The sequence below is a fragment of the Myxococcus sp. CA040A genome, assembly GCF_013336725.1.
GTDB lineage: Bacteria > Myxococcota > Myxococcia > Myxococcales > Myxococcaceae > Myxococcus > Myxococcus llanfairpwllgwyngyllgogerychwyrndrobwllllantysiliogogogochensis.
In genome coordinates this window covers 304,223-318,649 of the sequence record NZ_JABUMR010000006.1, presented here as the reverse complement: position 1 = coordinate 318,649, position 14,427 = coordinate 304,223, and the positions used below count along the sequence as shown (strand labels likewise).

The window sequence follows — 14,427 nt, the reverse complement described above, 5'->3', positions numbered from 1 at the left end:
CTCATATCCCCGCCGCGGGCTGCAGGCCCGCCGACACGAAGTTCCTGGGCGTCACCCGGAGGGTATAGGTCCGCCGCTTGAAGCCATCCTGCGGGAAGAAGTCCTGGTCCAGCACGTTGATGGTCGCCGGGTCCACCACCGACCGGTCCGAGCGTGGCGTCCGGATGACCAGCGTGATTTCCACCTCGCGCACCCGCTGGCGCAGGCGCGCACGCAGCTCCTCATCCGTCGTGACCGGGGTTTCGTCCGAGACCAACACGTCCACGGTGCAGGCCGTGGTGCCATTCATCGTGCACTGGTCGATGCTTGTCCCGCCAGGCACGGCGGGGAACCACCGGTAGGGGTTGTTGGGCAGGTTCAAGTTGATGACGCCATAGCGAACCGTCATCCGCTCCACGTCCCGGCTCACCACCGCCCAGGTGTTCGCGCCGGGAGCCATGTACTCCAGCGCGGGGCTGCCTCCCGCCCAGTTCACCCGGTAGGCCGCGCTCACGGTGCGCATGGCCACCCACCCCGCTCGCTGCCACAAGGGGGCCAGGGGGTCGGAACAGGGACCGTTGTTGGTGTTGGCGATGCCCAGGCCCGGGCTCGCCACCACCCGGGCATCTCCCGCGCGAACATCCGTGAGCCTGAAGTGACAGGCCAGGACACCTTGGGTGGGGTTCGCGACGAGGATGGGGGTTGGCGGTCCGGCGGCCGGCTTGAGGACCGTGGGCGGGTTCGGAGTGGTGCACAGCTCCGCTCCTGCCCTGACATTGCTGCCGAGGACATTGTCACAGCCCGTGAGCGAAATCATGCTGCGAGGGTCACCCCAGAACAACTGCAGCACGTCCGACGCCATGTCCGTATAGGGCGCGTTGGTGGGAAGCGAGAAGCCCAGGTCCGACGCGAAGGGCCCTGTCGCCACCCGCATGTCCAGTCCGGTCCAGCTCTGAATCGCGAAGCGTTGGTCTCCATCGGCGAACTGGATGGGCGAATTGCTCATGCCGATACCAGCCCGCTGCACGTCCAGGGTGAGCAGGTCCTTCACCGCCCGCCCCGTCACCTGGGCCACCATCGTCTGTTCCTCGAAGAGGGCACGCCGCTGCATCTGCATGCCCACCACCAGGCCCACTCCGAGCACGATGACGCCAATGGCGCTGGAGATCATCACCTCCAGCAGCGTGAAGCCCCTCTTGCGACGAAGAGACCTGCTCATGGCGCCACCCGCGTCTGGAGGACCACCACCTGGCGTCCCGTGCGTGCCGGCTCAATCCAGCTCACCGAGACGCGGACATTGACGACGTTACCGGGGCTGTTGGCCACCCCGCCGAGGTCCCGATTCACGGGTGGAAACCCCGCCGCGCCGTTTTCGATGGAGCCCCCGAGGGCGTTGCTGTCGAGGTCCACCGCCACCTCGTACTCACGCGCGACGGCGCCATTGATGGGCTTCGCGGGCAGCAGGTCCCCCGCGGCCGTCTGCCATACACGCTCGCGCGTGTTGTCCAGGAACCCCAGGTTGCTGCACGGGTTGGGCGCGGGTGAGCATCCCATGGCGGTGATGGTCTCCAGCCTTCGCTCGGCGAGCAACTGCGCCTGGGTGGCGGTGAGGGTGCGCCGGTTGGACGCGCTGATCTGCGTCACCAGCGTCATCACCGCCGCGATGCCCACCAGCATCACGGCCATGGTGGCCAGCACTTCCAGGAGCGTGACGCCCCTGGAGGTATGGAACCGCGGAGACTTCATCGTGGCAGCCTTCCATCCGGGATGGGGTCGTAGATGAGCATACGCGAGCGTGAGTCATTCGCGTTGACCCCCGGGGGGATAAGGGCGCCACGCGATTGGGGCGTGCCACGACCCGGACCACCCGACGGAAGCACGATGACCTGGCTGCCCTGGACCACCGGTGCGCTGATGCCATGGCCCGTCAGGGCCACGCTCGTCTGCGCCACGCTGCCATTGCCATCCGGCGTCTGGGACGTCGAATAGAGCTTGCCGCTCTCGTCCTCGCTCAGGTTGCAGAGGTCCGCGGTCGTGCCCACGGCGGTGGTCGTGAAAACCTTGTCACCGCCCAGCGCCACGCCGCCCCACACGGCCTGGCCGGCGTCCAGCGGGGAGACCCAAAGGGGGTCGAGCAGGGCGCAAGCCTGGGTGCCCCTGGGGTCCGTGTCCTCGAAGGCCATCAGGTGGTACTGATAGTCGTCCTTGTTCGGGGGACCGTCGCTGAACTCGTCCGGGCTGTCGCTGGTGCCAAAGTAGAAGCGGACCCGAGGCGCGGCGCCGCTGCGCACCACCGAGATCGCCAGGTTGGCGTGAATCTGCTGGTAGATCTCGGTGCCAGCCGGGTTGTTCGCCGCGTCGCGGTGGGTCGCGGCCGCCACCGGAGCGCTGGCGATCTTGCACGTCTTGACCTGGCGTCCAAGCTTGCCGCCCGAGTCCACGGAGTCCAGGTTGATGCGGTACACGCTTCCCGCCGTGGTGGGCACGTACAGGACGTCGTATTCGCCGTCGCGATTGGTGTCCACCGCCGCGGTCGCACCCGCGATGCCCGAGCTCTCGTCCAGGGTGATGACGCCAGCGTACCTGCCTGGGTTGCCGTTGCCCTTCCGGAGGGGTCTGCCCGTCGTCATGTCGAGCAGGTAGATCGTACCGGAGCGGCCCGACGCGGGCTTGTAGTCCGTGCCGACGATGGCCGTCCACTTACCCTCCGACTCGTCCCCCCACTTGATGCGGACCACGGACGGGTTGTGACGGGAACCGGAGTTGTCCGGCAGCAGCACGTCGTCGTCGTCATCGGCTGCATCCGTGAACGCGCCGAGGATGTTGTTGTCGTTCAGATTGAACTCCCACAACGGCATCGGGTACTCGGCGCTGTCAGGCCGGGTGATGTCGAGCGCGAACACGGCGGGGCTGCTCTTGCCGGTCGCGGAGACGAGCACCGTCCGGGCGCCCTTCAGGGGGCGGTCGGTCGCCTGCGCGGGACTGGGGAGCGTCCACCTGGCGCCAAGGCCGCCGAAGTCCACGTTGGCGATGGTGGGCGAGGCATCCATCTGCGGCTTCGGCTTCTCCGCCGAGCCCTGGTACTTGACGTAGAGGTAGCGGTAGCGGTCGAGCAGCGTGCGCGGCAGGTACGCGAACTTCTCGGTGGCGTTGCCGTAGTCGCGCGGGGTGATGGGCGGGGCGCAGCCGGCGCCGGAGGGCTTGAAGTAGCCATTGGCCTGGAGCTTGCCCGGGCTACACGTGTCATTGGCGTCGACGCGGAAGGCACCCGACTCGAAGGCGTGCAGGAAGCCATTCATCGTCCCCACGTAGGCCACGGTGGGCCGCTGCTCCAGGGTCCTCATGAAGTTGCGACGATAGAGGTCGCGCTCGTCTATCGGCGCGTTCTGCGCCCATGAGTCCAGGTAGGGCGGGACGGCCACCGCCACCGTGGACAGGTTGATGCCGCCCATGGGCCAGGGGCGCTTCACGTTGGTGGCACCCGGCGACTGGTGGTCTTCCCACCCATACAGCCACTCGCGGAAGACGTTCCGGTCGTTGAAGTCTTCCGGGATGTGCTTGATCGCGGGCGAAGCGATGGTCGGGGTGCCACACCGGCCGTCGTTGTTGATGTCGTAGAGGTACTTGCCAGCGACCTGCTCGTTGCAGAGCGAGTCGGGGAAGAGGACGCTGTTGGCGCCGTTCATGTCGTTTTCGAGCGTGGCGCGGCTGTCATCCGCTGCCTGCGTGTAGAGCTTGCGGTCGAGCGGATTGGCGGAGCCCCGGAGGCTCATGGCCATGACCCTGCCCGCATCCCACCGCTCCATGAAGTTGGCGACGGTGGGGTTCTCCGGGTCATAGCGCGAGGCGAGGTACAGCCGGCCGCGCAGCGAGTAATCCTTGCGGTCGTCATAGAGGCGCGTGCTGGCCTCGGGTTGCCCGATGCCGGGCCAGGACTTGCCCCAGGCGCTTCCGGGGGTCTCGTTCACGCCCCAGAGCATGACGTTGCCCACGGTGGAGGGTGATGAGCGCGAGTACGCTCCCGCCCTGACGGCCTGATAGCCCACGTTGACGTTGTCGACGACAGGAACACACCGGTCATCAGGGCTGGTGATTTCCACCTTCCAGCACAACTGCGAGCCTGTGAATCCCATGTCCAGCAGGTCGAGCTCCGTCGAGTTGGGGGAGTTGGCCGGGAAGCGCACCGGAATCCATTGCCTGTTCAAGTTCGGCTTGCGAACCCATGCGCCGTTCTCGAAGACCACGTTGTGGCAGTCCACCGCCACCGAGTACTCGATGGTGGGCGGCTGGCGGCCAGGCAGCTTGCAGGCGCCCGGGGTCGTCTCCGTCCAACACGGAGGAGTGGAGCACCTGGCCGGGTAGCCCGGGTAGGGCGCCGCGTCGTCATAGCGCCCGAAGCGCACCTTGGTGATGACGAAGTCCGCCGCATCGCTCAGGTCGATGTCCCCGGAGAGGCTCGCCGAGCGCTCGGTGCCGCCATTCTTCTTGTTGATGACGAACACCACGTCGTTGAAGTCGCGGTCACCGCCGCCGGGAAGGTCCTCGAACCCCAGAATCCATCGGAAGGGGTCGGTGGACGGCGCTCCCACGATGACGTGGGGCATGGGATTGCGGTTGCCCCCGGGGCGAGGAATCGTCACCGGCTCCTTGGGCATGACCAACTGGCCGTACGTCGCCTCTGAAGCCAGGCGGTCCAGCGTGTCGTCATCCAACCAACCACACATCTTCTTCGAGTTGTCCTGCAGCAGGCACTCAGCGGCCATGCTGGTCTGGTCGTCGGCATTGCAGGAATCCACGTACTCGCAGCCGATGTTGCGCTCGGCCACCGCGGGATTGCTCGTGGAGTTCTGGTCCATGTTCCACGCCGACTTGGAGAAGAACACGGAGATGGGGGAGCGGATGTGCAACAGGCACTTCCCGTCACTGGCTTGCTTCAGGCAGGGATAGACGGTGCCCTCGTTCGGCCCATGGGGGGAGTCGTAGTAGACGATGAGGAAGAAGACGATTTCCTTGCCACCCGGGATGGGGCCCAGGTCCACGGTGCGGTCCCGGATGTCGATGACATTGTCCCGGCTGCCCGGGTCCACCAGGATGCCCCGGTTGTCATAGTTGGAGACGTTGTAGTCAGGGATACCGTTGAAGGTGGTTGAGCTGTCGGGGATGGACGAGAGCTTGCCGTAGGTCTCCGTCCGGTCATCATCGTCCGCGAGCAGGAAGACCATCTGCCCAATGCCCTTGCCGCCGTTCTCCGGGTCCTTGGGCTCCAGCAGGTTGGGGATGCGGGGAAACAGACCCCGGTCGGAGAAGCCTTCCCCCACAACATTGTTCCCGTTGCCCAGGGCGACACCCACCTGGTCTGTATCGATATGGGTGGACCCCAGGCCTGGGCGGGCATCCGCGAGTCCTGCTCGGGGGCCGGTTTCCCCTGTGCGCCGTTCCAAGGTGGCGTCACAGTTGTCTTTCATGGCGAGTTCCGGTTCGGTGTAATTCAGCCCGCCGGAGGTAAAGGGCTTGTTGCAGCGGCGTGTACCTGCCTTGCCAACGTAAGGACGCGTCATGGGGCCCGTGGTGGGCGCCATGTTGAACAGGTCCTCGTGGAGGTCGAAGATGCCGTTGGCGTTGAGGTCGAGCAGCGCTCCAGAATCCTCGTCCACGTAATCAGCATCAATCGCGTCATCCAGGAACATGTAGCCCAGCGCGTGGGAGGCGCCGGCGGACTCGAACACGTAGCTGATGGTGACGCGCTGGTCGTACGGGAAGAAGATCTTCTCCGGGTTGAGGGGCTCCGGGGGGATGAGCTGGAGGTTGGTGGCGTTGGTTTCAGGCGCCCCTCGTCCCGGTACGACGTTGATGGTCGCGTTCGGTTCGCCAGGGTCGCGCTCCATCGTGCCGCTGAACGTCTGCTGCTTGTCCACCGCCAGGTGGTCCTCGCAGAGGTTGGTGGCGTTCTGGGCCGGTGCGAGCGGGGCCGCCAGCAGGCTGAGCACGGCAAGGGCACGGGTCAGGATTCTCATCACTTCTTCCCCTGTTCAGGACGGGAGGACTCACGCGCCTCGAGCCGCTGCTTCGCGCGGCGGGCGGCGAGGTCATTCTGGAGTTGCTGGCGAAGCTGGTCATCGCGCGACAGCGGGGGCGGCCGCGAGCTGGTCTTCAAGTAGGCCACCAACGCGTCCAGGTCGGTCGGATTCATCCCGCGCGTGTCACAACGGGTCTCCTTGTTGACCTCGCTGGGCGCGGTAATCCAGGTGCGGAGCTCCGCGCTGGAGCGCTCCTTCACGAGCTTGCCAATCTCGACCCGGCGCTCCAACGGAGACCGCGCGGGTGTCGTGACACGCGCGTGGCCCGCCTTCTGTGCCTTCAAAGCACTCTTCGAGGGCTGCGGTGTGAGGGTGTGACAGCTCGCGCAGGTATTGTTGAAAGCACTCTGGCCTTCGGGATTCGCCGCGGCGAGTCCAGGAAGCAGCAGGAGCGCGAGAAGCGGGAGTCGTTTCATGGGCGGACTCGCAAGACGGCGAGGAAGATTCAGGGATTGGGGGGCAGTTCGATGCTGATGTCAGGGGCGGTGCCCCCGCCGCTCTGCGAGGGGCTGTGCGTGTTGTCGGCGCCGCAGCCGCCTTGGGGACATCCGGGAGACACGATGATGGGGGGCGCCTGGTTGCGAATCAGGGCCTGGACGACGGACCGCGTGGGGCGTCCCTCCCGGCTCAGCACCTCGCCCACGGCGGCCACCCAGACTTGACCATTCACGTCCGTCAGGGGGTTGCCGTCGTCGACATCGTCGCGCACGAAGACGCGGTAGCGGACGTTGTTCTGCTCCGGGTAGTCGACGTAGACCTCGCCATCAGCGCTGGCCTTCTCGGCGGCCGGCATGTCGTTCGGCGTGAGGCGCAGGTAGTTCCAGGGGTCTCCGGCACTGGCGGGAAGCAGCTCCATCCAGGGCGGATTGGCACCGGCCAACCCCAGCTCCGCGACGACGGCGTTGGCGTTCTGGAGGTTGGTGAAGACTTGGTTGTAGGTCTCGTCGGTGATGGGCGTGCGCAGGCGCATGGCCTCGCGCCCCTCCGCCAGCCCCGCCTCCGCCGCGAAGAACGCTTCCTTCTGCCGGCGCGCATCCGCCTGGGTGTCCGCCTCGCGGCCCACCACCCGGTAGCTCAGCATCACCGCCATCGTCACCACCATGACGACGCCAAGCGCGACAAGCAGGGTGAATCCTCCGCTCGCTCGGCTTCGGGGTAGGTTTCGGTGCGCCATCTCACGGACTCCTGTGCGCGCCGCTTGGGGGAAAGCGACGGAAGTGTCGCCAACTCAGCAACTCACGTGCCCGTGGCGGGAAGCCCGCAACCCACTGAAATCCTTGTGGTAAGGGTTTTTCACCAGGAGTTTTGGGTCAATAAAGACCTCGCAAAAAGTGCAAGGGCACATGTTTTTGCGAGGTGCGGGCTTCACTGCGGGAGTTCCCAGGCGTGTGGTGGCCTGGGCGTGGATCAGCGCTCGGATTCCAGTGCGCGCAGACGGTCCACCAGGGCCTGCATGCGCTCTTGGTGCGAGCCGGCCCAGAAAACCCGGCGGCAGTCGGGACATTGCTGGAAGTGCGAGTGACGTTCCGCGACACCTTCGGGCACACGGCCCGTCACCTCGTGAGGTTCGGCGGGACTCAGGCTTGCGTTGCAGGCGATGCACCGGGAGAACGGTTTCATCCGGGCTCCAAGCCCATAGCGACGCACCACTTCCACCAACTGCTCCACGGGGTCCGCCGCGCGAGGGAAGTAGCCGAGCACGACCTCACCTCGCTTGAGCACGCCGATGTCGCGGGTCAGCACAACGCGGTGCTCGGTGCTCGAAATCCGCGCGAGCTCGTCGTCTGCGAAGTCGTTGCGCCACAGGGTGTCGAAGCCGAGCATCCGAAGGAAGCCGGACAGCCGGCCCAGGCCCACGTCGAGGACGAAGCGGGGCATTCCTTCCACGGGCTGGAGGGCCGGCCACACCTCCACGAACGAGCCCGGCGCTACCCGGTGCGCGAAGCTCACGGGCTCTGCGTTGACGCGCACCCCGTCCACTTCGGGGTGAGGCGGTCCGAGTGACTCGATGAGGTCCTTGACCGAGGGCGAGCCCAAGGGCGTCACCTGCAGCGTCTCCTGCGCGCGCTTCTCCGGCGAGAGGAAGTCCTTCAGTCGGCCATGGAGTCGAACAGTCACCACCGGGTGCTCTTGATTCCGCCGCGACGGTCCCGACGTCTCGGCCGAGAGGATTGGGAGAGGTTCGTCACCTGATTTTCACCGCTGTAAATGTACGATTTGGCGGTAAGTCGCAGGACTGACGCCCGGGTCGTCTCCTATACTCCCGCGCCCGTCCGCATGCCGGTGCTGGCGGTCGACACCCCTTGAATCGTCATCATGGAAGCAGGCCCGAGCGCATGAAGAAGACTTTTTCCTACCTCGCGTGTGCGGCGGTTTCGCTCACGATTCTCGCTCTGGCCTGTGGTGACTCGGATCCACCGAAGACGCCGCTGCCCCTGGAGGATGGCGGGGTGCTGTGGGTTCAGTGTGATCCGCAGCGAGGGGCGAGTGCCTGTGGCGAGGGCGAGGAGTGCCGCTACGTCCCGTTCTATGACCGAGCCATCTGCGTGCGCCCGTGTGGACCGCAGGCCGTGTGTGGTCAGGAGGAGGCGGCGTGCTGCCCCACGGGCGAGGAGCGCGACGGCGGCGAGACGACCTTCTGTCTGCCCAGCGAGGTCTGCGAAGCGACCCCGGATGCGGGGGATGACGCGGGCGCGGGGGATGGCGGAGACGGTGGAGAGGAGACCGACGGCGGCTCGTCGGCCGACGACGGTGGGTCCACGCTGGATGGTGGCGACGTCGAGGTCGACGCGGGCCCTGGTACCGAGGTCGACGCGGGTCCTGGCACGGTGGTCGATGCGGGCACTGAGATTGACGCGGGTCCTGGTCCTGGCACCGACGCGGGCACCGAGATTGACGCCGGCACGGTGGTCGACGCGGGCACTGAGATTGACGCGGGTCCTGGCCCCGGGACCGACGCTGGCACCGAGATCGACGCGGGCACCGCGATTGATGCGGGTCCTGGTCCTGGGACCGACGCTGGCACTGAGATCGACGCTGGCACTGAGATTGACGCGGGTCCTGAGATCGACGCCGGCACTGAGATCGACGCCGGCACCGAGATCGACGCCGGTCCGGGTCCTGGCACCGACGCTGGCACGAGCACCGATGCCGGCACGGGGACGGGGAGCTACACGAACATCCGCATCATGGCGGCGAACATCTCCAGCGGGAACGGGCAGGACTACGACCCGGGCCACGGCATCCGTTTGATGCAGGGCGTGGACCCCGACGTGGTGCTCATCCAGGAGTTCAACTACCAGACCGACTCCGTGGCGGACATCAGCTCGCTGGTGAACGCGGTGGGCAGCGGCTTCCATTACTACCGGGAGGAAGGCGCGCAAATCCCCAACGGCATCATCAGCCGCTGGCCCATCATCCAGTCGGGTGAGTGGAACGACACGCAGGTCTCCAACCGTGACTTCGCGTGGGCGCGCATCGACATCCCCGGTCCCAAGGACCTCTGGGCGGTGAGCGTGCACCTGCTCACCTCGGGCTCGGGCGCTCGCAACAACGAGGCGAACCTCATCGTCAACTACATCCGGGCGCAAATCCCGGAGAGCGACTATCTGGTCATCGGTGGCGACCTCAACACCGACAGCCGCTCGGAGTCCTGCTTCTCCACGTTCGCGGGCGTGGTCGTCACCAGTTCGCCGTATCCGGCCGACAAGAACGGCAACGTCAACACCAACTTCAGCCGGGGCAAGCCGTATGACCACGTCCTGGTGGACGCGGACCTGAACCAGTACCGCCAGTCCACCGTCATCGGCTCCAGCACCTTCCCGGGTGGACTGGTGCTCGACAGCCGCGTCTACACGCCGCTGTCGGAAATCGCGCCGGTGCAGGCCGGAGACAGCGCCGCCTCCGGCATGCAGCACATGGGCATCATCAAGGACTTCCGCGTCCCCGCCTTCTGAGTCGGTGACGTTCGCGCGCGGCGGCCCAGGCTCGGGTCGCCGCGTGCGCTCAGAAGCTCCACTTGTGCTTGTTGCGCTCGATGAAGCGCGCCACCGGTGGGATGCGCGCGATGAGCGGCGTGAGCACGAACACCGCCGCCAGTCGCAAGGGCTTCACCACCTGCGAGGCCGCGTAGGCCGCCGCCCACGAGCCCGCCTGCTCGCCAGCGCTCGACGGCTGGAAGCCCAGCTTGATGGCGAAATAGAAGCCCACCAGCACCAGGCCGAAGATGGCGTAGTTCGTCACCAGCGCCAGCGGGCCGTACTCCAGCATCAGCGTCTTGAAGCGCCCCATCAGCGTCGGCTTCTCGGGCTTCGCCGTCTGGGTCGGGGCGGGTGGGGGCGTGTCGGAGACTGAAGGATTCACGTCGGGCTCAACAGGCGACATATCTCCACCATGCCCCAAAGAAGCGCTGGCAGGGAGACAGAGCGGGCAGGCCTCCTGGGGCCAGGTGCGCTCACCGGGTTGTCAGGGCTCGGGGGGGCGGGTTAGAGGATTGGGACGCCTCATGAAAGCTTCCCTACGCCTCCTCCTCCTCGTGGCCACCACGGTGCTCGTCGCCGACCAGGTGACCAAATATCTGGCTGTGTCCCGGCTGACGGATGCCCTGGATGGGCGGGAAGGGGTGTCCCGGGTGACGGGCTTCCTCACCCAGCACAACCTGGACAACGACCCACCGCCCCAGGGTGAGCGGCGGGTGACGCGGCCCTATCGCTTCATCGAGGACTACTGGCACTTCCGCTACGTGGAGAACCCGGGCGCGGCGTGGGGCCTGTTCGCGAACCTGCCGGACGGTGTGCGGCGCGCGTTCTTCCACGTGGTGAGCGTGGCGGCGCTGGCCTTCATCTTCCTGATGTACCGCCGCACCTCGCTGGACCAGAAGTTGGTGCGAGTGGCGCTGGCGCTCATCACCGGCGGCGCGCTGGGCAACTTCGCGGACCGGCTGATTCGCGGCTACGTCATCGACTTCATCGACTGGCATTGGCGCAACCAGCCAGGCATGCGCTGGCCCACCTTCAACGTGGCGGACGCGGCCATCTGCGTGGGTGTGGCCTTCATGCTGCTGGACTCGCTCAAGGTGCGCCGCCCGGAGGCCGTCGCGGCGCCCCTCACCCAGAGCCCCAATCCGTGACGGGCGGGGGCCCGGTGGTGTAAGCCCCCGGGCGTGCCTCGCAAATACGTCATCCTCATCGCCGTCGCCCTGGGCGTCATCGTCCTGGACCAGTGGACGAAGTACCTCGTCGTCCGTGAGCTGACCTCCCAGATGCAAGGGCAGGAGACGCTGGGCGGGCGCCTGGGCGCCATGTTCGGCGAGCCGCCCCCGCAGGGCTTCGACGGGCTGCACTACCGGCCCCGTCGCAGCATCGAGGTGGCCGACTCCTTCTTCCGCCTGCGCTACGCGGAGAACCCGGGCGCCGCGTGGGGCCTGTTCCGCAGCCTGTCCCCGGAGAAGCGCGGGCCGCTCTTCCACGTGGTGAGCCTGGGCGCGGTCGTCCTCATCGTCTTCTACTTCCGCAAGCTGTCCGGCTCGGACCCGGAGGAGAAGTGGGCGCTGTGGGGCCTGCCGCTCGTGCTGGGTGGCGCGCTGGGCAACTACATCGACCGGCTGGCCCGGGGCTTCGTCATCGACTTCCTGGAGGCCCACTGGTTCGACAAGGCCGCGTGGCCTTCGTTCAACGTCGCCGACGCGGCCATCTGCGTGGGCGTGGGGCTGCTGCTCGTGGACGCCTTCGTCCGCAAGGAGAAGCCCGCACCGGCCGAGTCCAAGGCCGCCTGAAGCAAAGCCTCCCGGGAGGGCAGCCGGGCGGACCGGCGGGCCCCCTCGCCTTGCCTGGCGGCGCGACAGGGGTAGCCTTCGCGCCGCGCCGCCCCATTCGCCTTCCGGCAGGTCTCCATGCTCCCCGTCCTCATCCGCTTCACGTTCACCAGCCTCTGGACGCAGCTGTTGCTGTACGCGGTCGCCGTGGGCACGGTGGGCTACATCGCCTTCAACGGGTGGCGAGGCGCGCAGGGCGTGCTGGACCCGAAGACGGGCACGCGGGCCGCGACGAACTCCACCGACAAGCTGTTGCGCGCGCTGGGCTTCGGCGTCGCGGGTGCGGGGCTGGCGTGGTTCGGCCTGAAGTACGCGCTGCCCGCCGACGCCTTCCCCGGGGGCAAGGGTGAGGGAATCCCCCTGCACACCTACGGCGTGCTCCTGGCGTCTGGCTTCATCACCGCGCTGACGGTGGCGGGGCGGCTGGCGCAGGACGAGTGGCGCAAGGTGAAGCTCGTGGAGGGCCAGTGGGTGGATGTGGAGGGGCCCAAGAAGCGCGAGCAGGTGATGGACATGGCCTTCTGGGTGCTCATCGGCGGCATCGGTGGCAGCCGGCTGCTCTTCATCCTGGTCAACTGGAAGGACTACGCGCGGGACTGGACGCAGGTGTTGTCGCTGGGTGGCGGCCTCGTCTTCTACGGGGGGCTCATCGGCGCGGCCGTGGCGGCCTGGTTCTTCGCGCGCTCGTCCGGCATGGACTTCCTGCGGCTGGCGGATGTGTGCATCCCCACCGTGTCGCTGGGCCAGTGTCTGGGCCGACTGGGCTGCTTCAGCGCGGGGTGCTGCTGGGGGGATGTGGCTCCCTCGCACGCGGCCACCGCCGTGCACTTCCCGGGGCCGGGGTTGGCGCAGGACCTGCTCGGGCGGGTGGGCAGCTCGTCGAGCCTCGCCTACTCCTCGCAGCTGGAGGATTCGCGCTTCGTGGTGGAGGCGACGGGGCAGATTCTGCACCAGGCGGCGCCCGATGCGATGCGCATCTCCGACTGGGTGGTCCAGCACGGCCACACCCTGGGTGTCTACCCCACCCAGTTGTTCGAGTCGGTGGGCCAGCTGGTCCTCTTCGTGGGGCTATTGTACGCGCGGCGCTTCCGGCGCTTCCACGGGCAGATTTTCGCCCTGTGGCTGATGTCCTACGCGGTGCTGCGCAGCACCGTGGAATTGTTCCGCGGGGACGTGGAGCGCGGCACCCTGCACGGGCTCCTGGAGTCGTTGGGGGCCCAGGGCCTGGCGGGCGCGGTGCCGCTGGAGGCCTGGTACAACGTCTCCACCAGTCAGTTCATCTCGCTGTGCATGTTCGCTTTTGGCGCCGTGCTGCTCTACCAGAAGGGGCGGCGAGGGGCCGGCGAGGCGGCGGGCGGTCTGGGTCCGACACCGTCTGCGGCGTGAGGTTGATCCCCGGGCGCGGGTTGGGGACACTCTGAGGAGTCATGCCTCCCCCCGACGCCCGACAGTCCGCTTCGAAGTCCTTCGCTGGCAAGCCCCAGGCGGACAGCAGCTCCAGTGAGGCCGTCCTCCAGGAGTGTGAGGCGCTGGAGGCGGAGCTGGCCGTGCTCCGCAACCTCTACGAGCAGTACTTCCTGGGCAACGAGCGTCATCCGCCCACGCGGGCCCACGACGACTTCAAGAAGCGGGTGATGCGGCTGAAGACCGGCTTCATCCGCAGCACCGCCGCGAAGTTCCGCGTCGGGAGCATCCACGGCAAGTACCTCACGTACGAGCGGCTCTGGACGCGCACGCTGCAGGAAATCGAGGCGGGCACGTACAAGAGGGACTTGTTCAAGGCCCGCCGTCGCGCGGAGGTGCGCGGCACATCTTCCAGCAGTGACGCGAAGAAGGGCGTGGTGGAGCTGCCGGAGGACATCTCCGACATGGACTTCGAGGAGGTGGAGGAAGTGCTCCGCCCCCGCCCCACCAACGAGCCGCAGCTGGCCGGTATCGCCGCCGCCGCTTCGGCCATGCCCGCGCGCGGGTCTTCCGCGGTGCCTTCGGTGGCACCCGCCATGGCGCCCGCGTCGCGAGCGAGCGTGCCGGGTGTGGCGCCGCTGACTTCGGGTGGAATGCCTTCGGTGGCGCCGGTGACGGGAACGCCCCCTCGGGGCCAGCCCACCGTGGCGCCGGTGACGGGAACGCCTCCGCGCGGACTGCCCACGATTACGTCGCCGGTGGGTGGCACTCCGGCGAGGGGCACCGCGACGGTGCCTCCGGGCATGGCCACCGCGAAGCCTGTGGGCTCCACGGTTCCCCCGGCGCGTCCTTCCTCCGCGCCGGGTGTGACGGCTCCCAGCCGGCCTCCGGCTCCGGTGGCTTCGGCGGCGCCCAAGCCTCCCTCGGCGGGTGGCGGAGGCATGTCGGACGACAAGCTGCGCGCGGTGTACGACGCGTATGTCACCGCGAAGCGGCGGTGCCAGGAAGACACCTCGAAAATCTCCTACGAGTCGGTGGCCGCGACGCTGCGCAAGCAGGTGCCGGAGCTGCTCAAGCAGCACAACGCCAAGGCGGTGGAGTTCAAGGTCGTCATCAAGGACGGCAAGGCCTCGCTCAAGGCCGTGCCGAAGTAGG

The 14,427-nt window shown here is 67.4% G+C and carries 12 protein-coding genes; 5 read left to right on the top strand and 7 right to left on the bottom strand.

Annotated elements, in window-relative coordinates; genetic code table 11:
- Position 1: 1 nt before the first annotated feature.
- The 6 genes from HUA75_RS27470 to HUA75_RS27445 all read right to left on the bottom strand — a co-directional run bounded on the left by HUA75_RS27470 (position 2) and on the right by HUA75_RS27445 (position 8,177).
- Positions 2-1,198, bottom strand: coding sequence for a prepilin-type N-terminal cleavage/methylation domain-containing protein (locus HUA75_RS27470; RefSeq protein WP_174488034.1), 1,197 nt, complete (start codon positions 1,196-1,198; stop codon positions 2-4).
- Positions 1,195-1,725: a prepilin-type N-terminal cleavage/methylation domain-containing protein gene (locus tag HUA75_RS27465; RefSeq protein WP_174488033.1), complete on the bottom strand. Its 531-nt coding sequence runs from the start codon at positions 1,723-1,725 to the stop codon at positions 1,195-1,197. Before HUA75_RS27465 ends, HUA75_RS27470 begins: the two co-directional genes overlap by 4 nt.
- Positions 1,722-5,993, bottom strand: coding sequence for a DUF4114 domain-containing protein (locus tag HUA75_RS27460; RefSeq protein ID WP_174488032.1), 4,272 nt, complete (start codon positions 5,991-5,993; stop codon positions 1,722-1,724). The genes HUA75_RS27465 and HUA75_RS27460 overlap by 4 nt, the downstream gene beginning before the upstream one ends.
- A complete protein-coding gene (locus tag HUA75_RS27455) occupies positions 5,993-6,472 on the bottom strand; it encodes a cytochrome c family protein (protein ID WP_174457045.1) in 480 nt (159 codons plus the stop codon). Before HUA75_RS27455 ends, HUA75_RS27460 begins: the two co-directional genes overlap by 1 nt.
- A gap of 29 nt (positions 6,473-6,501) precedes the next feature.
- Complete coding sequence (locus HUA75_RS27450) at positions 6,502-7,230, bottom strand: hypothetical protein (protein ID WP_174488031.1); 729 nt, start codon at positions 7,228-7,230, stop codon at positions 6,502-6,504.
- A 233-nt stretch (positions 7,231-7,463) separates the two neighbouring features.
- The gene (locus HUA75_RS27445) at positions 7,464-8,177 is read right to left on the bottom strand and encodes a Mut7-C RNAse domain-containing protein (protein ID WP_174488030.1); all 714 of its coding nucleotides are present in this window, start codon (positions 8,175-8,177) and stop codon (positions 7,464-7,466) included.
- 215 nt (positions 8,178-8,392) lie between these two features.
- Here HUA75_RS27445 and HUA75_RS27440 point away from each other — a divergent pair, with 215 nt between their 5' ends.
- Positions 8,393-10,012 carry an endonuclease/exonuclease/phosphatase family protein gene (locus HUA75_RS27440; RefSeq protein WP_174488029.1) on the top strand — a complete coding sequence of 540 codons (1,620 nt, stop codon included), beginning with the start codon at positions 8,393-8,395 and terminating at the stop codon, positions 10,010-10,012.
- Positions 10,013-10,061: 49 nt separating this feature from the next.
- Here the strand turns inward: HUA75_RS27440 and HUA75_RS27435 are convergent, their stop codons facing one another.
- Positions 10,062-10,418, bottom strand: a complete 357-nt coding sequence (locus tag HUA75_RS27435) for a hypothetical protein (RefSeq protein ID WP_371745747.1) — start codon at positions 10,416-10,418, stop codon at positions 10,062-10,064.
- Positions 10,419-10,560: 142 nt separating this feature from the next.
- Here HUA75_RS27435 and lspA (HUA75_RS27430) point away from each other — a divergent pair, with 142 nt between their 5' ends.
- The 4 genes from lspA (HUA75_RS27430) (at position 10,561) to HUA75_RS27415 (ending at position 14,426) form a co-directional block, all read left to right on the top strand.
- Entirely contained in the window at positions 10,561-11,184 is a 624-nt protein-coding gene (lspA, locus tag HUA75_RS27430; protein WP_174488028.1) for a signal peptidase II, read from the top strand.
- Positions 11,185-11,217: 33 nt separating this feature from the next.
- Complete coding sequence (gene lspA / locus HUA75_RS27425; protein ID WP_141645086.1) at positions 11,218-11,829, top strand: signal peptidase II; 612 nt, start codon at positions 11,218-11,220, stop codon at positions 11,827-11,829.
- Between the two features lie 117 nt (positions 11,830-11,946).
- The gene (locus tag HUA75_RS27420) at positions 11,947-13,254 is read left to right on the top strand and encodes a prolipoprotein diacylglyceryl transferase (protein ID WP_141645087.1); all 1,308 of its coding nucleotides are present in this window, start codon (positions 11,947-11,949) and stop codon (positions 13,252-13,254) included.
- Between the two features lie 41 nt (positions 13,255-13,295).
- Positions 13,296-14,426, top strand: a complete 1,131-nt coding sequence (locus HUA75_RS27415; protein WP_141645088.1) for an MXAN_5187 C-terminal domain-containing protein — start codon at positions 13,296-13,298, stop codon at positions 14,424-14,426.
- The last annotated feature ends 1 nt before the right edge of the window (position 14,427 follow it).

Excerpts from the sequence above, each read along its gene's own strand:
- HUA75_RS27420 (WP_141645087.1), top strand. The coding sequence starts at position 11,947 with ATGCTCCCCGTCCTCATCCGCTTCACGTTCACCAGCCTCTGGACGCAG.
- HUA75_RS27415 (WP_141645088.1), top strand. The coding sequence starts at position 13,296 with ATGCCTCCCCCCGACGCCCGACAGTCCGCTTCGAAGTCCTTCGCTGGC.
- HUA75_RS27455 (WP_174457045.1), bottom strand. The coding sequence starts at position 6,472 with ATGAAACGACTCCCGCTTCTCGCGCTCCTGCTGCTTCCTGGACTCGCC.
- lspA (WP_174488028.1), top strand. The coding sequence starts at position 10,561 with ATGAAAGCTTCCCTACGCCTCCTCCTCCTCGTGGCCACCACGGTGCTC.
- HUA75_RS27460 (WP_174488032.1), bottom strand. The coding sequence starts at position 5,993 with ATGAGAATCCTGACCCGTGCCCTTGCCGTGCTCAGCCTGCTGGCGGCC.
- HUA75_RS27450 (WP_174488031.1), bottom strand. The coding sequence starts at position 7,230 with ATGGCGCACCGAAACCTACCCCGAAGCCGAGCGAGCGGAGGATTCACC.
- HUA75_RS27440 (WP_174488029.1), top strand. The coding sequence starts at position 8,393 with ATGAAGAAGACTTTTTCCTACCTCGCGTGTGCGGCGGTTTCGCTCACG.
- HUA75_RS27470 (WP_174488034.1), bottom strand. The coding sequence starts at position 1,198 with ATGAGCAGGTCTCTTCGTCGCAAGAGGGGCTTCACGCTGCTGGAGGTG.
- HUA75_RS27465 (WP_174488033.1), bottom strand. The coding sequence starts at position 1,725 with ATGAAGTCTCCGCGGTTCCATACCTCCAGGGGCGTCACGCTCCTGGAA.